This is a genomic window from Halomonas sp. BC04 (genome assembly GCF_000568385.1).
Window position 1 is genome coordinate 30,130 of record NZ_AZQX01000005.1, and the last position, 20,518, is coordinate 50,647.

At 63.6% G+C, this 20,518-nt stretch carries 19 protein-coding genes and 4 pseudogenes; 10 read left to right on the forward strand and 13 right to left on the reverse strand.

Annotation, left to right across the window (positions count from 1 at the left end):
- Positions 1-42: 42 nt before the first annotated feature.
- Entirely contained in the window at positions 43-648 is a 606-nt protein-coding gene (locus Q427_RS00615) for a Spy/CpxP family protein refolding chaperone (RefSeq protein WP_043510210.1), read from the reverse strand.
- A 199-nt stretch (positions 649-847) separates the two neighbouring features.
- Positions 848-1,186 carry a hypothetical protein gene (locus Q427_RS00620; protein ID WP_043510211.1) on the reverse strand — a complete coding sequence of 113 codons (339 nt, stop codon included), beginning with the start codon at positions 1,184-1,186 and terminating at the stop codon, positions 848-850.
- Here Q427_RS00620 and Q427_RS30840 point away from each other — a divergent pair.
- The 7 genes and pseudogenes from Q427_RS30840 (at position 1,185) to Q427_RS00655 (ending at position 8,067) form a co-directional block, all read left to right on the forward strand.
- The gene (locus Q427_RS30840; RefSeq protein WP_155833407.1) at positions 1,185-1,697 is read left to right on the forward strand and encodes a hypothetical protein; all 513 of its coding nucleotides are present in this window, start codon (positions 1,185-1,187) and stop codon (positions 1,695-1,697) included. The two genes, Q427_RS00620 and Q427_RS30840, sit on opposite strands and share 2 nt — an antisense overlap.
- Before the next feature lie 73 nt (positions 1,698-1,770).
- A complete protein-coding gene (locus Q427_RS30845) occupies positions 1,771-3,159 on the forward strand; it encodes a multicopper oxidase family protein (protein ID WP_051496003.1) in 1,389 nt (462 codons plus the stop codon).
- On the forward strand, positions 3,123-3,482 hold the full coding sequence (locus Q427_RS00635) for a multicopper oxidase domain-containing protein (protein ID WP_081785756.1): 360 nt from the start codon (positions 3,123-3,125) through the stop codon (positions 3,480-3,482). The genes Q427_RS30845 and Q427_RS00635 overlap by 37 nt, the downstream gene beginning before the upstream one ends.
- A 66-nt stretch (positions 3,483-3,548) precedes the next feature.
- Complete coding sequence (locus Q427_RS00640; protein WP_043510217.1) at positions 3,549-4,409, forward strand: WD40/YVTN/BNR-like repeat-containing protein; 861 nt, start codon at positions 3,549-3,551, stop codon at positions 4,407-4,409.
- Between the two features lie 40 nt (positions 4,410-4,449).
- Positions 4,450-5,261 (forward strand): annotated as a pseudogene (gene lgt, locus Q427_RS00645) (prolipoprotein diacylglyceryl transferase).
- 472 nt (positions 5,262-5,733) lie between these two features.
- A pseudogene (gene cls / locus Q427_RS00650) lies at positions 5,734-6,827 on the forward strand (cardiolipin synthase).
- Between the two features lie 241 nt (positions 6,828-7,068).
- Positions 7,069-8,067 (forward strand): L,D-transpeptidase family protein, encoded by a 999-nt coding sequence (locus Q427_RS00655; protein ID WP_442905417.1) that lies wholly within the window; start codon positions 7,069-7,071, stop codon positions 8,065-8,067.
- 167 nt (positions 8,068-8,234) lie between these two features.
- On the opposite strand, the gene Q427_RS00660 is transcribed toward Q427_RS00655, so the two are convergent.
- From Q427_RS00660 to Q427_RS00690, 7 genes are all read right to left on the reverse strand, one after another.
- Positions 8,235-9,551 (reverse strand): IS1380 family transposase, encoded by a 1,317-nt coding sequence (locus tag Q427_RS00660; RefSeq protein ID WP_043510219.1) that lies wholly within the window; start codon positions 9,549-9,551, stop codon positions 8,235-8,237.
- 193 nt (positions 9,552-9,744) lie between these two features.
- Positions 9,745-10,578: a c-type cytochrome gene (locus Q427_RS28435; RefSeq protein ID WP_051496007.1), complete on the reverse strand. Its 834-nt coding sequence runs from the start codon at positions 10,576-10,578 to the stop codon at positions 9,745-9,747.
- Positions 10,579-11,124: 546 nt separating this feature from the next.
- Positions 11,125-11,613, reverse strand: coding sequence for a FixH family protein (locus tag Q427_RS28440; RefSeq protein WP_051496008.1), 489 nt, complete (start codon positions 11,611-11,613; stop codon positions 11,125-11,127).
- Positions 11,614-11,843: 230 nt separating this feature from the next.
- On the reverse strand, positions 11,844-12,458 hold the full coding sequence (locus tag Q427_RS00675) for a response regulator transcription factor (protein ID WP_043510221.1): 615 nt from the start codon (positions 12,456-12,458) through the stop codon (positions 11,844-11,846).
- Positions 12,455-14,038, reverse strand: coding sequence for an ATP-binding protein (locus Q427_RS00680; RefSeq protein WP_043510222.1), 1,584 nt, complete (start codon positions 14,036-14,038; stop codon positions 12,455-12,457). Before Q427_RS00680 ends, Q427_RS00675 begins: the two co-directional genes overlap by 4 nt.
- On the reverse strand, positions 14,038-14,697 hold the full coding sequence (locus tag Q427_RS00685) for a 2OG-Fe(II) oxygenase (RefSeq protein WP_043510223.1): 660 nt from the start codon (positions 14,695-14,697) through the stop codon (positions 14,038-14,040). The genes Q427_RS00680 and Q427_RS00685 overlap by 1 nt, the downstream gene beginning before the upstream one ends.
- 32 nt (positions 14,698-14,729) lie before the next feature.
- Positions 14,730-15,374: a CoA pyrophosphatase gene (locus Q427_RS00690; protein WP_043510224.1), complete on the reverse strand. Its 645-nt coding sequence runs from the start codon at positions 15,372-15,374 to the stop codon at positions 14,730-14,732.
- A 102-nt stretch (positions 15,375-15,476) separates the two neighbouring features.
- Here Q427_RS00690 and Q427_RS00695 point away from each other — a divergent pair, with 102 nt between their 5' ends.
- Positions 15,477-16,034: an NUDIX hydrolase gene (locus Q427_RS00695; RefSeq protein ID WP_043510226.1), complete on the forward strand. Its 558-nt coding sequence runs from the start codon at positions 15,477-15,479 to the stop codon at positions 16,032-16,034.
- Positions 16,035-16,053: 19 nt separating this feature from the next.
- Here Q427_RS00695 and Q427_RS00700 read toward each other — a convergent pair whose 3' ends face one another.
- Positions 16,054-16,365, reverse strand: coding sequence for a Nif3-like dinuclear metal center hexameric protein (locus tag Q427_RS00700; RefSeq protein ID WP_043510228.1), 312 nt, complete (start codon positions 16,363-16,365; stop codon positions 16,054-16,056).
- Between the two features lie 268 nt (positions 16,366-16,633).
- On the opposite strand from Q427_RS00700, the gene Q427_RS00705 reads away from it, so the two are divergent.
- The gene (locus Q427_RS00705) at positions 16,634-17,143 is read left to right on the forward strand and encodes a fasciclin domain-containing protein (protein ID WP_051496010.1); all 510 of its coding nucleotides are present in this window, start codon (positions 16,634-16,636) and stop codon (positions 17,141-17,143) included.
- A 63-nt stretch (positions 17,144-17,206) separates the two neighbouring features.
- On the opposite strand, the gene Q427_RS28445 is transcribed toward Q427_RS00705, so the two are convergent.
- From Q427_RS28445 to Q427_RS35865, 3 genes and pseudogenes are all read right to left on the reverse strand, one after another.
- Positions 17,207-18,259, reverse strand: coding sequence for a lysophospholipid acyltransferase family protein (locus Q427_RS28445; protein ID WP_051496011.1), 1,053 nt, complete (start codon positions 18,257-18,259; stop codon positions 17,207-17,209).
- A pseudogene (locus tag Q427_RS28450) lies at positions 18,202-19,691 on the reverse strand (fatty acyl-AMP ligase). The gene Q427_RS28445 and the pseudogene Q427_RS28450 overlap by 58 nt, the downstream one beginning before the upstream one ends.
- Positions 19,577-20,059 (reverse strand): acyl carrier protein, encoded by a 483-nt coding sequence (locus Q427_RS35865; RefSeq protein ID WP_081785757.1) that lies wholly within the window; start codon positions 20,057-20,059, stop codon positions 19,577-19,579. The pseudogene Q427_RS28450 and the gene Q427_RS35865 overlap by 115 nt, the downstream one beginning before the upstream one ends.
- A gap of 182 nt (positions 20,060-20,241) precedes the next feature.
- On the opposite strand from Q427_RS35865, the pseudogene Q427_RS00715 reads away from it, so the two are divergent.
- Positions 20,242-20,518: pseudogene (locus tag Q427_RS00715) on the forward strand (fructosamine kinase family protein); the annotation flags it as partial.

Genomic DNA, 20,518 nt, shown 5'->3' on the forward strand with positions numbered 1-20,518 from the left:
GGTCGGCCGCCCGCTGTTTTGCCTGCTCAGTGGCACCGTCGATCAGTGATGGGCGTCGTGATCGCCCGGATCGGCGGCCTCCGGCATAATTTGCTGCAATTGCGCGCGTTGCTCATCGGTCATGAGGTCGTGCATGGCGTTTCGCATGCGCACCATCTCCGCCATCATCTCGCCGTGGAGTTCGGCCATCCGGCCATGCCGGGCCTGTACCTCATCGGGGTCGGGGCGCTCGGCATGCATGGCGGCCATCAGGTCATCGCGCAGGTTCATCATCTGCCCCATGCGCTCGAACTGGGCAGGGCGGTGTTCCTGCATCAGCTCGCGTAACTCGCTGCGTTGTTCGGGGTCGAGCATCGACATCATGCCCATACCGCCCTCCATCATCGGGCAGGGCATCATGCCGGGGCCCATGCCGCCGCCCATCATGCCGGGGCCCATGCCGCCGCCCATCATGCCGGGGCCCTGGCCGCCGCCCATCATGCCGCCCTGGCCACCGCTCATCATGCCGGGGCCCATGCCGCCCTGACTGTCGCCTTGCATCATGGCGCCTTGCCCCGACTCCATACCCTGAGCGAAGGCAGCACCAGAAGCGGTACCACCGATTACCATGGCGAGAACCAAGGCAATGGCGTGTTTGTGAAGTGTCATGTCTGTCTCCTGTGGGCTTGATAGCCCAGTGATGAGTACTGCAAGGGGCGACTGTCCAAAAGACGTCACCGGAATCAATGAGAAAGGCGGGGAGGTGCGTGCCCCCGAGCGCAGGGCTCAGGGCCGTAGGCGCTGGGTCAATAGATAGATAGGCGGGGCGTTGGAATCAGGTTGGCCATTCGGCTACCTGATACGGCAATCACAGCGGGGGAGGAGCCAAGTGAGTGAGGCTGCACAGCGCTACGCCATGCTCGATCTCCTGGCGTTCGGTGCGCATTAGCGTATGAGGCGCGAAGAGGGGGGCATGCCCTGCATGGCAGAGTGGTGTCTGATACTCATCAGCCGCGAAGGCGGTGGCGGTTGCCGTGGTGTGGACATGGCCGACAGCGCCATGGTGAGTACCGGAATCGGTGGCGACATGGGCTGCTACACCACTGGCGAACAGCAGCACCAGGCACAGCAGTGCGAACAACCCATGGCGCAGCCATGCCGCAAAGGGCAGGGTCTGGCATGAAGTGGTCGCGCGGTGCTGAACCATGAATGAGATTCCCGTGGTGTATTCTACTAACACCATAGAACAGAAAGGCACTTTCGCATTTGATTCAGGTCAATGTGCTATATCAGAAAAACCTGCGTGCTGCCCATGGGTTGCCGTTCACCTCGGCAGCGTGAAATACTTCCCATTGGCTAATCCCTACGGCAATAAAGCGACGCAAATGATCCGCTCCATCGCGACCTGGCTGCTCTTCTTGTTGGCATTCACCCTGGTGATGCCCATGGGCGCCATGGCGGGTACTTTTCATCATGGTCATGGTGATGCCTGTCTCAGCGTGACTGTGCTGGAGTCGGCCTCGGCAATTCATATCGCCGACGCTGCGACGGATGATCATGAACGCCAATCGCTCAGCTGTTCGTCGGCCGGATTCTGTGCCGCACTAGTGCCTCAGGCTTCCGGCTTGTCCGCGGCATCAGCGCCACCGCAGCTGATGCTCGTCCACTCGTGGCCCTGGTCGCCCAGTGATCGTCTCGATCGTCCTCCTCGCGCTTGAACAGCCTTCCCTGACGTAACCTTCCGCACAAGGCGGATGGTAATTGCTGTTCAAATAACGAGGAAACGACCCCATGAAGCGTCGTGATTTTCTGCTCTATTCCGCCCTGGGCGGGCTGGCTCTCTCGACGTCCGGCCTGATCTCCTATGGCATGGCGTCTCGCCATGGTGACCACGGCAAGCGTTCACTGCTGTCCCCGTCGGCCTTGCCCGACGGGCAGCCGCTTCAGTCACTGCCCCGGATCACCAATCTGAGCGATCGCTCCGACCTGTTTCGCAGTGCCCTGACGGCAGCGCCCAGCGAGGTTGCGCTGGGCGAAGACCGACAGGCCCATCTATGGCTTTACAATCACAAGGTGGCGCCCCTGATCGAGGTTCGGGAGGGGGATGATTTCGACATCACGTTGATCAATGAGCTGGAACAGGATACGACCGTGCACTGGCACGGCGTACGCATAGCGCATCAGCACGATGGCACGCCCTGGGATGCCGTAGCGCCAGGGGCCTCTCACCAATACCGGCATCGCTTCGCTGAAGGCAGTGCCGGCCTGCACTGGTTTCATCCTCACCCGCACGAGGGCACGGCCAGGCAGGTTGCCCATGGCTTGGCGGGGGCTCTGCTGGTGCGTCCGGCCAAGGAAGTTATCCCCCCGGAGGTCGAAGAGCATCTGCTGCTGGTCAGCGATCTGCGGCTCACGGCCGATGGACGGGTGGCGCCGCATACGGCGGTCGACTGGATGAATGGTCGCGAGGGCGAGTTGCTGCTGGTCAATGGCCAGCAGCAGCCGTATCTGGACGTGGCGCCAGGCACCACGCTGCGGCTGAGGCTGATCAATGCCTGTGCTGGTCGCTACCTGCGGCTACGCCTGGAGGGTCACGAACTCACCCTGATCGGTACCGACGGTGGCCTCATCGAGCAGCCGCAACCGTTGGATGAACTGCTGCTCACCCCTGGGGAGCGGGCCGATCTGCTGGTGCGAATCAGTGATCAGCCCGATAGCGGCTTCCAGCTTGCCAGCCACCCCTATGACCGTGGCTGGATGGGACCCGAGCCCGCCCATCTGAGCGAGGTATCGCCCCTGCTGAATATCCGCACTGGAAACGCTGACGTGAAGCCGGCGGTGACGCTGCCCGACCGCTTGACCATGATCGACCGTCTGGAAGAGCCTTCGGTGCGCCGACAGGTCGAGCTCACCGAAGTGATGCCTGGTATGGACCATGGTGATGACAGCAGCATGATGGACCACGGCGACCACGGCGACCACGGCGACCACGGCGACCACGGCGACCACGGCGACCACGGCGACCACGGTGCCGCCCATGGTGTCCAGCACGACGCTGGCGATCACGGCGATCACGGCGATCATGGCGGTGGGCACGCTGCCCAAGACGCTCATGCCGACCATGGCGGTGCTGGTCATGAGGCATGCCCGGCGATGAACCACCCCAGGTGGATTTCCTGATCAATGGCCGTGCCTTCGCCATGGATGAGGTGTTGTTCGAAGGCAAGGCTGGTGAGGTCGAGGAGTGGGAGGTCTTCAACAATTCGCATATGGACCACCCCTTCCACGTGCACGGCACCCACTTCCAGGTGCTCGCCAGCCGTCAGGTTGACGGTGAATGGACGGATTCGCCCTGGGTGGCCTGGAAGGACACCGTCAACCTGGCACCTTATCAGCGGCTGCGCCTGCGCATGGTCTTTCAGGAGCCCGGCGACTGGCTGTTCCACTGCCATATCATCGAGCATGAAGAGCTGGGCATGATGGCCACGATTCGGATTCGCTGATCCTCCACCTTACTCGCCTTCGGCCTGCTTATTGCTGGTCGAAGGCGAAGCACTGAGCCAACGAACATGACACGATTTCGATTGATTCTCCCCCTGCTGCTATTAGCGCTGCCACTCGCCGGCTGTTCCGGCGAGCCCGAAGGCATCAGCCTCGAGGAGCTGCGCCAGAAGACCCATATTCATGGCGTGGCCTTTGACCGCGCCGACAGTGAGCGAATCCAGCTGGCGACACACCACGGCTTCCATGTCATCGGTGCCGATGGCAGGGCACACCAGGTCTCCAGCGAGACACACGATTTCATGGGCTTTTCACCCCACCCGCAGGATGCCGACACACTCTTTGCCAGCGGCCACCCGGCTCGCGGTGGCAACCTCGGCATCATGGTGTCCACCGATGGCGGCAGTACCTGGGACCAGCGTTCCGCCGGCGTCAACGGGCCGGTCGACTTTCACCAGATGACGGTCAGCGAGGCCGACCCGGACGTGCTCTATGGCGCCTATGCCGGCCGGCTGCAGGTGAGTCGTGACGGGGGCCATGAATGGCAGGTCCAGGCCACTGCCCCGGAGGGGCTGATCGGTCTGGCGGCATCCAGTCGAAACCCGGAGCATCTGTATGCTGCGACCCAGACCGGGCTGGTGATGAGTCCCAATGGCGGGCAGCGCTGGCGTCAGGTCCATCCCCAGCGCAACCCGGCCAGTGTCGTCGTGGCGAGCGGTGGCGAGCTGTATGCCTTCATGCTCGGCGTGGGGCTGATCAAGGCCGATGAGGCGACCCGGGAGTGGGAGCCGCTGAGCAGCGACTGGGGCCAGCGCTATTTCACCCACCTGGCGGTAGACCCAAGGGACCCGCAGCGCCTCGTGGCAGCCGATGACCAAGGCGTGCTGCTGCTCAGCGAGGACGGTGGCAGGGAGTGGTCAAACCTGTGACCTCCGCTCCCTCATATACTGCAACCGACATGGATGATTCCTGATGGACTATCCCCAGATCGACCCGGTGGCCATTGCCATCGGTCCGCTGCAGATTCACTGGTATGGCCTGATGTACGTCGTCGGTTTCGTTGGCGCCTGGCTGCTGGGGCGCTACCGCGCCCATCGCCTGGGGCTGAGCCACGATGACATCGGCGACCTGCTTTTCTATGCGGCTATCGGCGTCGTTGCCGGTGGGCGCCTGGGTTACGTGCTGTTCTACGGCATGGATCAGTTTTTTGCCAACCCGCTGTGGCTGTTCAGCATCTGGGACGGTGGCATGAGCTTTCACGGCGGCTTGATCGGGGTGCTTCTGGCGGCTTTGCTGTTTGCTCGCAAGAAAAACCTCACCTTCTTCCAACTGACCGACTTCATCGCTCCCCTGGTGCCAATCGGTCTGGGCGCCGGGCGGATCGGCAACTTCATCAATCATGAACTGCCGGGCCGGGTCAGCGAGCTGCCCTGGGCCATGCCGTTTCCCCACATGGGTCCGGAGCCGCGTCATCCATCGGCACTCTACGAGTTCGTCCTCGAGGGGGTCGTGCTGTTCGTGGTGCTGTGGTGGTTGTCGAGCCAGCCTCGCCGTCGCGGCCTGGTTTCCGGCATGTTCCTGCTGCTCTATGGCGTGTTCCGATTTGCCGTCGAATTCGTGCGCCTGCCCGATCCGCACATCGGCTTCATCGCCTTTGGCTGGGTAACCATGGGGATGCTGCTGACGTTGCCAATGATCCTTGGCGGTGTGGCCTGATAGTATGGTCGCGGCAACAGACTCGAGACACGAAAGCGGTATTGGCTCCGAGCGGCGATGCCTGATGGCGTCCGGCAGGTCGGGGCTGGCCCGATGAGGATGCGAGGAAAGTCATCCATGCAAGGAGGGCAAGACGTTCGGTCACAGGACAGGAGCGACCAGGGTGAGACGCCTGGTTCGCCAGTGAACCCGGCCGGCAGGCGTCATAGGCGCTGGAGCAAGCTTGTTATCTTCATGGTGCTGGCACACCTGGTGGGGCTGGCCTCATCGGTCGAGGCGCTGATGTCGAGCCGAACGTCCGAAGGGGCCATCGCCTGGATCGTGTCCCTCAATACCGTCCCCTATGTGGCGGTACCTACCTATTGGGTATTCGGGCGCAACAAGTTCGAAGGCTATGCGATGTCACGGCGCGATGAGGACTCGGAGATCCGGCGGGCACTATCCGGAAAGCTGACCGAGTTGCAATCGCATCGGGTTGAGTCGTCGAGGAGCAGCCACTATCTGGATGGCGTGGAGCGCCTGGCCAAGCTGCCGCTGATGGGCGGTAACGAGACGACGCTGCTGATCGATGGCGAGGCGACCTTCGAGAGCCTTTTCGCCGGAATTGAGGCTGCCGAGCGTTATCTGCTGGTGCAGTTCTACATCGTCAGGGATGACGATGTCGGCACCGAGTTCCAGCAGCGCCTGATCGAGAAGGCGAGGGAGGGGGTGGCCGTCTATTTCCTCTATGACGAGATCGGCAGCTACGCCTTGCCGAGTTCCTATGTGAAGGAGCTGGAGGAGGCGGGGGTCAATGTCCACCGTTTTCACTCCACCCGTGGGCCAGGGAACCGCTTCCAGCTCAACTTCCGCAACCATCGCAAGGTCATGGTGGCCGACGGCGCCAGGGCGTGGCTAGGTGGGTTCAATATCGGCGACGAGTATCTGCATGGGGAGGAAGGTATCGGGCCATGGCGAGACACCCACCTCAAGGTCGAGGGGCCGGCGGCACTGGCCATGCAATTGGTATTTCTGGAGGACTGGCACTGGGCCACGGAAGAGCTGCCCGAGCTGCCCTGGGAGCCGGTAGTGCGCTCCGACCAGGGCGCACCGGTACTGGTCCTGCCTTCCGGCCCGGCGGATCGCTTCGAAACCGCCAGCCTGATGGTCCAGCAGGCCATTCATTCCGCCCGGGAGCGAATCTGGTTCTCGAGCCCCTACTTCGTGCCGGACGAGGGGGTGCAATCGATGCTCAAGCTGGCGGCTATCAATGGAGTGGACGTACGGATACTGATTCCCGAGCAGCCTGACAATATCCTGCTCTACTACGCCGCTTACGCCTTCCTGGGCCCCCTGCTGGATGCCGGCGTCGAGATCCATGCTATCAGGCGGGATTTTTGCATGGCAAGGCATTCCTGGTGGATGATGCCAGCGCCGCGGTGGGAACCGTAAACCTGGACAACCGATCGTTTCGACTGAATTTCGAGATCACTGCACTGGTCATGGATCCGTCGTTTGCGGCCGATGTCGAAGCGATGTTCGAGGCAGATTTTGCTCGCTCCCGCCGTATGGAGCTCGAGGAGATCGAGCGGCAGCCGCTGTGGCATCGCTTGGCTGCCCGAGGGGCCTATCTGTTTGCGCCGGTACTCTAAGAGCGCGTGACAAGCGCTGAGATTATCGCCGGAATCCCGGTGCCTCCATTGAGAATCCGGTGTCGCTTTAGAAAGTGTAAGGGAGTCGATATGATGCCGACCAACGTTTCAAAGACTTCGCATCCCTAGGGTAGAGGTTGCGCATGAGGCAAATGACATGAGAGACACTGGCAGCAATAGCGCATGGTCAATGCCGTTTCGCACGCGCTCAGCGGTGTGGTCCGCTGTACTGAGCCTGGTGATGGCAGGTGCCATGCTGATGACGATCGCTGCGGTAGCCGATGAGGCCGATGAAGAAGCGGCGACGGAGTGGCCCAAGGGCCACCACCCGTTGCCGGAGGCCGGCGACGTCATCGGCGAGAACTATACCGTCGAGGCACGCGAGGAAGAGACGCTGCTCGATATCGCCCGGGACCACAATGTGGGGTACGAGGAGATCCGGCTTGCCAACCCCGAAGTGAGCGTATGGCTACCCGGTGAAGGTACCGAAGTGGTCATTCCCGGGCGGCACATTCTGCCCGCCGCGGCACGGGAAGGCATCGTGATCAACATCGCCGAGCTTCGTCTCTACTACTATCCGCCGGTCGCCGATGGCGAAACGCCCCGGGTGGAGACCTATCCGATTGGTATCGGCAGAGAGGGGTATGACACCCCGCTAGGCAAGACCAAGACGACCATGCGACTCAAGGACCCGGCCTGGTATCCCCCCCGCTCCATGCGTGAAGAAGCCGCCGAGCGAGGTGAACCGGCGCCCGCCGTGGTACCACCGGGACCGGATAATCCCCTCGGCAGGCACGCCATCCTGCTGGATATCCCGGGCTACCTCATCCACGGCACCAATGATCCGGATGGTATTGGCATGCGGGCCAGCCGCGGCTGCATTCGCATGTTCCCCGAAGACATCGAGTCGATCTTCGACCGTGTGCCCGTGGGCATGCAGGTCAATATCATCAACCAGCCGATCAAGGCCGGCTGGGATGGCGACATGCCCTACGTGCAGGTCTTCGAGACGCTCGAGGACCAGGAGTATGGCATGGCGGCGCTGATGGAGACATTGTCGCTGCTGGAGCGCAGCAGCGACGAGAGTTCGGTGCCGTTGAACTACGAGCAGCTGCGCTACCTGCTGGAGAACCCCAATGGTGCGGTCGTCGCACTGGAGCAGGCGCCGGAGCCGGAGCCCGAAGAGAAGCCGGAAGAACCTGAAGCGGGGGGGCTCTATGAAGAGCTCGCTGCTCTCTAGCCCGGATATTTCATGAGCGCCGCCAGTCGGCGCTCTCTGGCTCATGAGTCGCGGGACCGGTACCCTCCGTCGGCAGTTTAATCACTTTTTGATCGATTTTCCGGCCTCAAGACGCACTGCCCCCTACCCCCGTTGTTTATGCCGTGCCGGGGACAGCACCGTGCCGGTCATCCCGGCACCAGTTTCTTGGCCAGCTTGAGGAAGAGGTCCTGGTCGGGGTAGTGGCTGCTCAGCATCAGCCGAACCCGCCGAGTATTGCGGATCGCCACGGCGCCGATCTTCAGCAGCTTCAGGCGCAGGGTGGTGACCTGAGCCGTGGCATAGGCGGTACGCTTCAGGTAAACCCGACGCAGTCGTTCCAGCAGCAGGTAGGCCAGCCCGGCCAGCAGCAGTCGGTACTGATTGGGCCACCACTCATGGCAACTGGTGCGATCCGAGAAGAGCCACTGCTGCTCCTTGATGCGGTTCTCCATGTCGCCACGCGGGCAGTAGCGGTGGTCGTAGAGCCACTTCGGACTGCCGTGCAGGTTGGTCACCACGTAGCGGGTGTTGAAGCCGCGGTGGCTGGTCTCGGCCTTGACCACCACCTTGCGTCGAGGGCGCTTCCAGCTGTGGGCGGCATAGTCGATGCGTCCGAAGTGGCGCTGCTTGGTGCGCTCGGCGTCCCAGCGGATGGCGGATTCATAGCGAATATCCAGCGACAGCTTCTCGAGGCGGCTGTTGGTGGCCAGACCCACGATGTACTCGACGCCGTGGCGTTCACACCAGGCGAGGATCAGCGGTCGGCAGAAGCCACTGTCGCCGCGGAACACGAGCTTCACCTCGGGCCAGGCCTGGCGCAGCCGTCGCACCAGCAGCGCCAGGATGGCGCCGGCATGGTGGGCCGCATCACGATTGGCCGGCCGCAGGTAGCTGACCAGCAATTGCTGACCACAGAAGACGTAGAGCGGCAGGAAGCAATACCCGTCGTAGAAGCCGGAGAAATGCCGACTGAGCTGTTCGCCATGCACCGGGTCGTCGGTGGCGTCGAAGTCGAGGATCAAGCGCTTCTTCGGTGGTCGCCGAAAGGAGCGGATGAATTGCTCGACGATTTCTTCCTGGATGGCCACCGCCCATTGGCGACTTGCCTGCTGCTCGAAGCGACAGAGCGTCGACTGGCTGGCCAGCACGCTGTCGGTATCGACCGCGGTCTGCAGGGCGATGTCGCGGCGTAAGGCATGATGATCGTTGAGGTCTTCGTACCCCAGCGCCAGGCCAAAGACGCGCTGCCGGAGCATGGTCTCGGCCCGGTGCTGGCAACGGTGAGAGACACGGGCGTCATCCAGTCGGCGCGCGATGGCGCGGGTCAGGCCCATCTCACGGTCAAGTTGGCGAAGCAGCAAGGCGCCACCCTCAGAGGTGATCTCGCCGCCGTCGAAACTGGCGGTGATCTGGCGGCCTTTACAGCGTGGAAAGGAGGCGGTCGGCATGGTACATTTTGTCATGGCGGCTGTAGCGGTTGATTCTGGATTAGGCCCTTGAATCATAACCGATTTACAGCCGCTCTTTGCATGTCTGGTGCAATTTCCGGGCTAGGCCTCAGGGCCTGTCAGGCTGAAGCAGGCAATCAGAGCGAGAAAGCGGACGGGCGCCCCAGGCGCCCGTCCTCTTGTTTGGACCAGGCTTTGATTGCACAGCCTAATGCTGATGATCGGAGGACTGGCCGCCTGCTAACTCATGTCGGATATAGAGCACCACGGACCAGATGGCGTCTTCGTTCAGCTTGTCCTGGTAACGTGGCATGGCGCTGGCATGGCCGCCTTCCTTGATCAGCCAAACGTATTCGCCGGCAGCATGGGCGGCGCCATGCAGGGCCAGGTTGGTCGGGCTGGGGTCGTAGTAGATGCTGGCGGGTGCCAGGCCATCACCTTGTCCGCTTGGTCCGTGGCAGGCCGAGCAGTAGCGCTGGTAGACCTGCTGGCCATAGGCGAGGGTCTCCGCATCAGGCTCCAGCGGACTTTCGCGCTCGGCCCAACCCTGCGGTGCCTGCCAGCCATGACCACCATTCCCATGGGCGTGGTCGTTGTCACCGTGTGCCGCATCGTCGTCATCGCCATGGGCGTGGCCGTCGTCACCGTGTGCCGCATGGTCGTCATCGCCATGGGCGTGGCCGTCGTCGCCGTGTGCCGCATGGTCGTCATCGCCATGGGCGTGGCCGTCGTCGCCGTGTGCCGCATGGTTGTCATCGCCATGGGCGTGGTCGTCGTCGCCATGGGCGTGCTCGTTATCACTGTGGTCGTGACTGCCATGGGCGTGGTCATCGTCGCCGTGAGCCGGTTCAGCGAGGTCAGGTGACGCATGGGCATGGCCGCCTGTGTCGTGCCTCGGTGAGGCATCGGCTTGGCCGGGGGCGGTTATCGCCACAGCCAGGGCTAATCCTCCGACGAGAAGGGCCACGTGGCGAAGGGAGTGCGATACGGGGCCGGGCAGTGGCAGCGAGCCGGTGGGCCGCTTGCTGTCATTCATGAGCATGGAAAGTCTCCTGATTACAATCGGTATTCGGCCACTCACAGGAGTCGCCGTAGGATCCGCGGTAATCAGGTAGTTCTGGGGGGCCGTTCGTGCAGGTAGTAGGGCGATGGTGGCAACTGGCCACGCCAGGTCATCGGGGGGTAGTTGACGGCCGTGACCGGCATGGCCCCATCCAGGTTCGTCGCACCGGACAGACAGTGGCTGGCGCCCAGGCAGGGCGTCCAGCAGTCATCAGGTCGGTGTGAGTGGCGTGCTCACAGGCGGCATTGCCTGCCTCGAAACTCATGTGCAGCTCGTGGGACGCTACACCCTGGGTGTCGAGACCGGCCAGTGCCAGTGTCCCCGCCGAAAGGACGAGGATCAGGCTGAGACTGACCAACTGGCAAATGACTCGACGCATGTATGGAGGACCTGGTGGCCAGTGGAATAGGGTGCTACGCCAATCATTACCTTGACGGTGATTCGGCGCAAGCCATGAATGGGTACGATCCCGCGAAAGGTGGCCGCTATCTGATCCTGGTCAGGCAATTCGCGAGTCGGTTCCGCTTATCCCCGGGTATCGAAGGAGAGCACGCCGTCCACGTCGGAGAAGGTCATGCGCATTTGCCAGTCGCCGGACATGGGCAGCGACGATCTGGCGGCAAAGCTGTCGGGTCCGGTCTGGTGTGCCGTCACAGTGACCTCCATGTCGTGCCCGGGCATGGTAAAGGTGATGGGAACCTGCATGGCTTGCCTGGGGGGGCTGCCGTCGGGGCCGCGCAGCCGGAAGGAGAGTCGTGTCTGCCTGTCGGCATCGATCGCCAGGCTGCCCGAAACGGCCCACTGGTGGACGGTACCTGAAAAATGTACGCCGCCCCTTTCCGTGCCGGGCTCTGCCGGTACATGGCCGTCGACCTGGAGGGTGGTTTCGTTCCCCGCCATGAAGGGCATGGCGAACAATACGGCCAGCACCAGCAGGATGGGGATGCCCAGGGCCAGTACAACACGGCGGGCCGCGCGAGTCGCGGGGTCTGAGGTGGTGCGGGAGCCGGTCATCGGGAATCGCTCCAAGGTGAGGTGATACGGCGTTGGTTAACGAATCGTTTCATCATGCCATGGCACCAACCAGCCTGCGGCAGAAGTCACCACCCTCATGATGTCGGTCAAACCTCTGCCGGATAGGCGGCGGGTCTGGCTGCCAGGCCGTGACCCCCGGCCATGCTGGAAGGGCGGCGCAGGCCCTGAATCAGAGTGGCCTCAAGGCGAGGCTCAATCGGGTAGCGGACTCACCAGCCCAGCGCCACGCAGATCCGTACCAGTTCGGCCAGGTTGTTGGCACCCAGTGCCTTCATGGCGCGTAGCCGGTAGATTTCCACCGTCTTGGCACTGACATCGAGATGCTCGGCTATCTCGCGGCTGGTCATGCCTTCTGCCACATGCACCAGTATCTGGCGCTCCTTGGGTCGCAGGGCCTCATAGCGGGCTCGCAGATCATCGATACGCTCGCCCATGGCCTTCACGCGCTGGTGCTCTGCCAGAGCCTGCTGGACGGCATCGATCAGTTGCTGGTGATTGAAGGGTTTTTCGATGAAATCGAAGGCGCCAGCCTTGAGTGCCGCAACTGCCATGGGTACGTCGCCGTGGCCGGTCATGAAGATCACCGGTGCGGTGTCGCCTCGCTCAATCAAGCGCTGCTGTACCTGCAGTCCGGAGAGTCCCGGCATGCGAACGTCCAGCAACACGGTATCGCAGGCATCGGGCGCGGCGGCAAGAAAGGCCTCGCCGTCGGCAAAGGCCAGGGTAGTCAGGCCAACGGTGTCGAGCAGCCAGGCCAGCGAGTCACGCAGCGCCTCGTCATCATCGACCACGGCGATACAGGGGGCGCGATCAGGCTCGGTCACGGCTGGCTCCGGGGCGGGGTGTTGTGGTGGATGGGGCGCGGTTCAGACCGCAGTGTACCGGTAAAGGTGGCGCCGTCGGAACCGTCGGCCAGGGCCAGGCTGCCGCCCATGGCTTCCATCAGGGACCGGCTGATGGCGAGCCCCATGCCGAGCCCTTCCGGGCGGCTCGTATGGAAGGGCGTGAAGATTGTCTGCGCATCGTCGGGAGAGATGCCGGGGCCCTGGTCAGCGATGCTGAACGCCACTTCACGGTGACCGCTGCGACGCGCGCGGATTTCGACACGTGCGGCCGCCGGCCACTCGCGGCTCGCCTCCAGGGCGTTGAGCAACAGGTTGACCAGCACCTGCTCCAGTGCGACAGGGTCCGCCAGCACCCGGGGGAGGGTTTTCGGGAGGTCGATAGCGAGCACGATCTCGGTCTGCTGATACTGCCATTCGCACAGACGACAGGCGGCCTCGACGACCTCGAACAGTGTGACCGGGTGTGGCCGGGTCTGCCCCTTGCGCACGAAGGTGCGTATATGGCGCAGCCGTTGGCCCAGCCGCTGTACCTGCTCGTCGATGCGTTCCAGTGGCAGGGCCAGGTCGCTGGCGGGGCGGGTGGGGTCGGCACGCAGCTGCATCAGTGCGCCGCTGGCATAGTTGGCAATGGCGCCCAGGGGTTGATTGAGCTCATGGGCAATGTTGGAAGCCAGCTCGCCGGTGGTGGCCAGACGGTTGGCGTGGGCGATCTGTTCCTGATGACGCCTGGCCTGGGCCTCGGCGGCCTTGCGCAGGCCGATGTCGCGATTCAGCAGCGAGAGGTGATCAGGTTCGGCGCCGGGACCGCGATGGGCCAGTACCACGCTGAGCACCGGCACCGGTCCCTGGAGGCCCGGCATTTCCAGCTCACCGCTCCAGGAGCCGTAGCGAGCGACGGCAGGCAGAACGATCTCTCGCAGGATCGCCAATGAGCTGGGGGTATAGGCCTGGTCCAGCGATGCGTCGAGGCCTTCCCGGGGCAGGCCCAGCAGCCGACGTGCGGCCTCGTTGGAGTAGAAGAGTCGCTCGGAGCCGTCCGCGAAGAGCACGTAGTCGGTGGTCGATTCCACCACTCTGGCCAGGCGTTCCCGGTTGGCCTCGGCGCGGATGCGACGGCCCACGTCACGGGAGACACAGAGGATATCGATTAGCTCGCCGGTAACCGGATCGCGGCGGGTACGGCTGGTGGTCTCGAACCAGACGTAGCGGCCATCCTTGGCCCGGAAGCGATAGGTCTGCTGGTAGAAGCCGTCATGGTAGTAGACCCGGGGCGACTTGTTGAGCAGGTCAGCCAGGTCGGTCGGGTGGAAGTGATCGTAGGCGGAGGCGCCGATCAGTTCCTCGGGCTCGAAGCCGAGCAGTTCCCGCGACGCCCGGGAGGCGTAAAGGAAAGTGCCGTCCCGGGCGTGGCGGGAGATCAGGTCGGTGGTACTCTCCGCCAGCCATTGGTAGTGGCGTTTCTCCTTCTCGAGGGTGGTGTTGCGCGCTTCCAGTTCGGCGCAGCGGGCCTCCAGGGCGGCCAGCCGTCGCTGCAGGTGGGTGTCGTCGTCGCCAGCCATCAGCGAGCCGGATCCACCAGTCCACCCAGCGAGGCGTTGCGCCGAAACCAGCCGGCAATGCTGGCGCGGGGCAGGCGGGTGGGGAGTACCTCGTGGGGAACGTGCTCGGAGAGAAAACAGGCGAAGTTGCCGGCGGCGGGCGGCACGCGGGCCACCTCCCGCTCCGGGGCGTCAGCGGCGAAGATCACCATCTCGCCGCCACCGTCGGCGGGCCAGTCGGGGTTGAGGTAACCGACCGTGGAAACCACCCGATTGGCCCGGCCCTGGAAGCTGTCCAGGTGTCGCCTGTAGAAGGCCCCCGGTGGGTAGTGGGCGAAATGCGCTTCGTATTCGAAGAGCCCCAGGAACAGCGCCTGATTGAGTTCACGCTGCAGGTTGGCCATGGCCTCGAGGTAGCACCGCTGGGCCAGGCTGCCGTGGTCGAGCCAGTGGATGGCATCACCCCGGATATCGCGTCGCAGCGCGTGCTGCTGGCCACGGCCGATGCCGGCGGACTCGAGGGTTTCGTTCTCGGCCAGGGCCAGTAGTTCCCGGTACAGGTCGTGACACAGCTCGGCGTCGAGCATGCCTTCGCCAAGATACCAGCCCTGATCGACCAGGGCGTCGACCAGACGGGGCAGCGCGCTGACATCGAGGACCGGGCGGAGGGCTGGGGGCATCGGGGTGTCTCTTCTCCGTGGGAGTGCAGGGGTCAGGGCGTGTGCGTCTCGCTGTGCAGCGTGCGCAGCAGGCGTTCGGGAAAGTAGCACAGGCGGCCGGTGGGTGGCTCCTCCAGCAGGCTGACTGGCCGGCCGAATCCCTCGGCCAGCAGTTCCACCAGCATCATCGACGATAGCCCCCAGATCACCTGGCCGGCGACATGATAGCTGGGAACGAAATGCAGGCGCCCATCGACGGGAATCACATCGGTATGGTGTCGCCTGTCCTCCAGGAACAGCGACAGCTCCACCTCGAAGATGGTGTCGAGCTCGCTGGGGTCGGGGACGAGGGGCAGGTCGGGAGGAATCAGACCGACATAGGGCGTGACCAGGATGCCATGCAGGGATATCACGTCGGAGAGCCGCCCCAGCAGTTCGACCCGCTCTGGTGGCAGGGCGATCTCCTCCCTGGATTCCCGCAGTGCGGTAAACAGCAGGTCGGGATCGGCCGACTCACGCTTGCCACCGGGGAAAGCGACCTGACCGCTGTGGGTATTGAGGTGGCTGGCACGGCGGGTGAAGAGCAGCGTTGGCTCGGGGCGGTCGACGATAGGGAGCAACACCGCGGCCTGCGGCATGTCGAGTCGCATGCGACAAGGGGTATGTGCTTGCAGGCGTTTGCGAAGTTTCTCTAACATGGGGTTTCCATCGGGTTTGATTCGTTCTACCGGCCGCCATGGCCATCGTCAAGCTCGAAGCCGGGCGGTATCGCACCGCTCGTCAGCCTGCCAGGGAGCCCCATGAACTTCTGCAGCCATTGTGGCCATACCGTGCGTTTTGCGATCCCGGAAGGGGACGACAGGCCAAGATACCTGTGCGACGCCTGCGGGGCCATCCATTACCAGAACCCGCGAATCGTTGCCGGCACACTGCCGGTGAGCGGCTCTCGGGTACTGCTGTGTCGGCGTGCCATTTCTCCGCGCAAGGGCTTCTGGACCCTGCCCGCCGGCTTCATGGAGAACGCCGAGACCACCGTCGAGGCCGCCGCCCGCGAGACCCTCGAGGAGGCCTGCGCCGAAGTCAGCATTCACGGCCTCTACACCCTGATCAACCTACCGCATATCAATCAGGTCTACATGATCTTTCGCGCCGACCTGGCGGGCGGTTTTGACGCCGGGCCCGAGAGCCTGGAAGTGGCGCTCTTCGAGGAGCACGAGATCCCCTGGGACGAGTTGGCCTTCCCCACCATCGAGCGCACGCTTCGCCATTTCTATGCCGACCGGGGCGGCAACGAGTTCCCACTGCATATCAGCGATATTACCGCCGAGGATCGTGAACGCTACTTTGGGTCGGCTTGATGCCTCGCTCTGGTGACGATCAGAAATCCTCGAGCTTCCAGACATCGAAAGCAGGCTCCTCATAGGGGTGGGCGGCTCTCAGTGCCGCCACCGCCTCCTCGATTAGGCCATCCTCGCAGACCAGTTCCACCTTGAGTTCCTCCACCCGCTCCAGTTCGCCCACCTGGCCGATATGCGGGCTGGCGCCATCCAGTGGGCGGAACTGGCCGGTACCCGGGGTCTGGAAGCAGCACGCCTCGTAGTCGCCTATTCGGCCCGCGCCGGTCACGAAAACGGCCTCCTTGACTGCCTCGGCGTCTTCGACGGGGACGTAGAACGCTAACTTGTACATAGCCTATCTCCTCTCGTTCGGTTCGCTCTTTCTTTCTTTCTTTCTTTTTCGCTATTTTTTCTCTTCGCTAGAGGTGTCGTAACGGTGGGCAGGCATGGGCCCGAATTGGCAGCGAAAAAAAGGTTGTACAGAAGCTGAACTAATTGTCCAAATAGCGTACAAATATAATGCCGTGTACAAGGATATGGGGAGTCGCAGTCATCGCCCCACGCCTGCCGGTCACTTTCACCGCCCCTCGGGGCAGTACGACACTCAGGAGCATCACCCGATGAATACCTTTATTGTCGCAGCACCCAAGTGGTTCGGCGCCAGCCTGCTAGGCCTTGCACTCGCGACCTCAGCCCATGCCGGTAGTCATGATCATGCCCACGACGACATCGTCGATACTGCCATTGCCGCCGGGCAATTCGAAACCCTGGTCGCTGCGGTTCAGGCGGCCGAGCTGGTCGAGGTTCTCAAGGGCGAAGGGCCTTTCACGGTTTTCGCACCGACCGATGAGGCCTTTGCGGCACTGCCCGAGGGTACCGTCGACACCCTGCTGCTGCCTGAGAATCAGGACCAACTGCAGGCGATTCTCACTTACCATGTGGTGGCCGGAAAAGTGATGGCTGCCGAGGCCATGGAACTGGATAGCGCCACCACCGTTCAGGGCCAGGACATCACCATCACCACCATGGATGGCAGCGTGATGATCAACGATGCCACCGTCGTCCAGGCCGACATCGAGGCGAGCAATGGCGTGATCCATGTGATCGATACCGTTCTGATACCGGAGTGAGACGAGCCCCGCATCTCGTCTCTCTGCTGCTTGCCACTCTTCGGAGTGGCTTTTTTGTGGCCATTAGCCTGCCGAGGCGAGGTCCGGCTCACCGGATTCCGCCACGATGAATGCACGGGACTCGTTGCGAAGCCTGACTGCCTCGGACCATTCCGAGCTTTTGGGTTGGAGCGGGGCGCCCACCGTGACATCCACGATGCCGGGATGGGGCAGCCACTCCCTGCCGCGCAGCAGCGCACGGCTTCCGCGGATGGCCACCGGGAGCACCGGAACCTGCGCCTTGGCGGCCGAGACGAAGGCACCCATATGGAAATCCTGCACTCCGGGCTCCGGGCGAAAGGTGCCTTCGGGGAAGAACGCGGGCGAGCCTCCTTCTCGGGCGGTCTGCAGGACCTGTTCGGTGGTGTTGTTAGCCTCCCGAGTATTGTCGCGCTCGACGAACAGCACGCCCATGCGCCGGAGTACGAATCGGGTGAGAAACGGCTGGCTGAGTTCGGCCTTGGCCAGATAGCGAAAGTCGTGCGGGAATACGGCTGTCAGAATCAGAGCATCCAGGTAGCTGGCGTGGTTGGCCACCAGCACGCAGGGCTCTTGGCAGGGAAAGTGGGCCAGGCCATGTGCCCGGGTACGGATGCCGGTCAACAGCGAAGCACCGCGAGCAATATGGTGGGCGACTCTCCAGCGCCAGGAGAGTCGGGGCAAGGGCAGGGCGATGAGGGCGACCAGCGTCATCGCGATGCCGAAGATGCCCCAGGCGTAGCCGGCGTAGAGCCATGCGCCGGCTCGGGGGACGGCATGGCGCCAGCGCTGCGCGGCCGAGCGTAGCGCCAGTCCAGTGACCTGGCGCCAGACCGGTGTCTGGCTCTTCCCCAGGCTGCCGGAACGATAGTGTTCTGCCGTGGCGGCGCGGCGAATCTTGCCGCTGGAGGTCTTCAATACGCTGTGGGGTGGTGCCAGGCATATGTCGTCCGGTGGGAGGTTGACGATGTCCACCGTCACGCTGGCGATCTCGTTGGCGATGGCATCTCGCTCTTCCGCGTCCTCGACAGACGTCTCGGCTACAACGACCAGCTCCTCCATGCCGCTATCGGCATTGGGGTTGCCGAACACCGCCACGCAGCCCTTTCTGACCCCATCGAGACTGCCGATGGCTTCTTCGAGATCGTAGGGTAGATATTTCGCCCACCGCGAACCAGGACATCCTTGCGCCGGCCGCTGAGGTGGATGTCGCCACCGGCGAGATACCCTCTGTCCCCGGTACGCAGCCACTCATCGTGGTATAGCTTGCGGCTCTCCTCGGGATTATTGAAGTAGCCCTCGGTGGCGGACGGGCCGCGAAATTCGATGTCACCTTCCTGGCGTTCTGCCAGCGCTTCACCCTGGGGGTCGACGATGCGAATTTTGTAGCCCGGCAAGGGCGGGCCGCAGTTGACGAAAGCGTGGGCGGCCTCGGGATCCGGCTCCGGCCGGGCCTCACCGGTGGTGGCGAAGACCTCGCGGTTGACGTGGTCAAGGATCACGCCGCGTCCGGGCTCTGCCACGCAGAGCCCGACGGCGGCTTCGGCCAGCCCGTATACCGGCATCAGGGCCTCCTGTCGCAGCCCGCAGGGCGCCAGCGTCTCGGCAAAATGGTCGAGGGTATGGGAACTGACCGGCTCGGCGCCGTTGAAGGCGACTCGCCAGCAGCTCAGGTCCAGTTGCTCCAGCTGTTCCGGGCGAAGCGCGCGCAGGCAGAGTTCGTAGCCGAAATTGGGTGCCCCGGCGATCGTGCCCCGGTGGCGGTGGATCAGTTTAAGCCAGCGTTGCGGGTGCGACAGGAACGAGAGCGGCGACATCACCACCAATGGGATCGCGTAATAGAGGCTGGCGAGCCAGGCCGCGATCAGTCCCATGTCATGGTAGAGCGGCAGCCAGCTGACGAAGACGTCCTCGGGTGTGGCCTCCAGGCGCTTGCCCATGGCGCGGATGTTGGCCAGCAACTGCGCATGGGTCAGCATGACACCCTTGGGATCGCCGGTGCTGCCCGAGGTGTATTGCAGCAGCGCCAGGCTAGAGCCTTCGGGTATCGTGGCCGCCGCGGTGTCCAGTCCATCGCAGAGCTGCGCCACCGTCACGATGGCCTCGAGATGTGGCGCATCGGCTCGCAGCAGATGGGCGACACGCCGCGCCTCCGGAACGGTGACCAGGATCTCTGCCCCGGCGTTGGTCAGGATGCGGCCATGGCGCCGCAGGTGCTCCTCGAGCTGTGCCGGTCGTGCCGGTGGGTAGATCGGTACCGGAACCGCACCGGCGCGAAGGATGCCGAAGAAGGTGATGAAGTAGTCCTGGGAGGTCGGCAGCATCAGGCGACCCGATCGCCGGCCTCGACGCCGCGGGCGAGCAGTGCCGCGGCGATGTCTCGCCCACGCTGGTCGAGTTCGCCGTAGCTCAGCGTCAGTGGCTCGTCCTCATCGCCATAGATGAACAGGTGGGGCCGGTCGGGATGGCGTTCCAGATGCCAGTCCAGGGTGGCATTGAGTGTCTCGGCGCTGGCGGGCTCCCCCTCCACCGGCGCCAGCGGGGTGGCAGGATGGCGGCCGCTTCCTGCACCGACGCTGGCGCTGTGTCGATGGCAGTATGCGCGGAGGTGGACTTGCCCTGGGCTGTCTGCACCGCCTCCAGCAGTGCGGCGGGCGTCTCCGCCATCAGGGCCGCTTCGGGGAGCTTGACCTCAAAGGCGTTTTCGATTCGCAGCAGCAGCTCGGAACGGGCCAGGCTGTCCAGGCCGAGGTCCCGGTCCAGGCGCGACTGCATTGTCGGGGTGGGTGGCGAAGAGCGGCTTGGCTGCAGCTCGCGGGCCATCTCGGCAATGAGGGCGAGCAGCCGCTGCTGAGGCTCGGAATCCTTGGGTTTTTCGCGGTTGGAATGTTCCGTCATTCTGTACCTCTCGTGATGCCTCCCAGAGTCGTGCACGGGGGATAATGTTACTGTAGGCGTTCGGGCGCCGGCTTGTATAACGCGGGCTTGATCATTGCAGCATTTGCCTGAATAACCGGGAACTTGAGAGCCGGCTTGCTGCCGATGAGTCCAGTGGGTGGTTGTCAATGCAGGAGAGGGTCATGGAACACACGTTGGCGTCGCTGCTGCAGGCCGCCGGGCTCGAGCCGAAAGGGGAACCCCGTCCCCTCAGCGGGGGTGATATCGCCGCTGTCTACTGGCTGGATACCCGCCAGGGGCCCGTGGTGATCAAGCGTGACGACCCGGGCCGGCTGGCCGGCGAGGCCGATGGGCTGCGTGCCCTGAGTGAGGCGGGCACATCGCTGATCGTGCCCGAGGTCCTGGGGGTGGCCGGGGGCTGGCTGGTGATGGAAGCCCTCGAGAGCACGTCGCGGTCGG

Bases quoted from the DNA above. Each gene is read 5' to 3' on its own strand.
- Q427_RS00615 (WP_043510210.1), bottom strand. From the start codon at position 648: ATGACACTTCACAAACACGCCATTGCCTTGGTTCTCGCCATGGTAATC.
- Q427_RS30840 (WP_155833407.1), top strand. From the start codon at position 1,185: ATGAATGAGATTCCCGTGGTGTATTCTACTAACACCATAGAACAGAAA.
- Q427_RS30845 (WP_051496003.1), top strand. From the start codon at position 1,771: ATGAAGCGTCGTGATTTTCTGCTCTATTCCGCCCTGGGCGGGCTGGCT.
- Q427_RS28435 (WP_051496007.1), bottom strand. From the start codon at position 10,578: ATGCTCATGAATGACAGCAAGCGGCCCACCGGCTCGCTGCCACTGCCC.
- Q427_RS00635 (WP_081785756.1), top strand. From the start codon at position 3,123: ATGCCCGGCGATGAACCACCCCAGGTGGATTTCCTGATCAATGGCCGT.
- Q427_RS00700 (WP_043510228.1), bottom strand. From the start codon at position 16,365: ATGTACAAGTTAGCGTTCTACGTCCCCGTCGAAGACGCCGAGGCAGTC.
- Q427_RS00640 (WP_043510217.1), top strand. From the start codon at position 3,549: ATGACACGATTTCGATTGATTCTCCCCCTGCTGCTATTAGCGCTGCCA.
- Q427_RS00695 (WP_043510226.1), top strand. From the start codon at position 15,477: ATGAACTTCTGCAGCCATTGTGGCCATACCGTGCGTTTTGCGATCCCG.
- Q427_RS00705 (WP_051496010.1), top strand. From the start codon at position 16,634: ATGAATACCTTTATTGTCGCAGCACCCAAGTGGTTCGGCGCCAGCCTG.
- Q427_RS00655 (WP_442905417.1), top strand. From the start codon at position 7,069: ATGGCAGGTGCCATGCTGATGACGATCGCTGCGGTAGCCGATGAGGCC.
- Q427_RS00690 (WP_043510224.1), bottom strand. From the start codon at position 15,374: ATGTTAGAGAAACTTCGCAAACGCCTGCAAGCACATACCCCTTGTCGC.
- Q427_RS35865 (WP_081785757.1), bottom strand. From the start codon at position 20,059: ATGACGGAACATTCCAACCGCGAAAAACCCAAGGATTCCGAGCCTCAG.
- Q427_RS00680 (WP_043510222.1), bottom strand. From the start codon at position 14,038: ATGGCTGGCGACGACGACACCCACCTGCAGCGACGGCTGGCCGCCCTG.
- Q427_RS00660 (WP_043510219.1), bottom strand. From the start codon at position 9,551: ATGACAAAATGTACCATGCCGACCGCCTCCTTTCCACGCTGTAAAGGC.
- Q427_RS00620 (WP_043510211.1), bottom strand. From the start codon at position 1,186: ATGGTTCAGCACCGCGCGACCACTTCATGCCAGACCCTGCCCTTTGCG.
- Q427_RS28440 (WP_051496008.1), bottom strand. From the start codon at position 11,613: ATGACCGGCTCCCGCACCACCTCAGACCCCGCGACTCGCGCGGCCCGC.
- Q427_RS00685 (WP_043510223.1), bottom strand. From the start codon at position 14,697: ATGCCCCCAGCCCTCCGCCCGGTCCTCGATGTCAGCGCGCTGCCCCGT.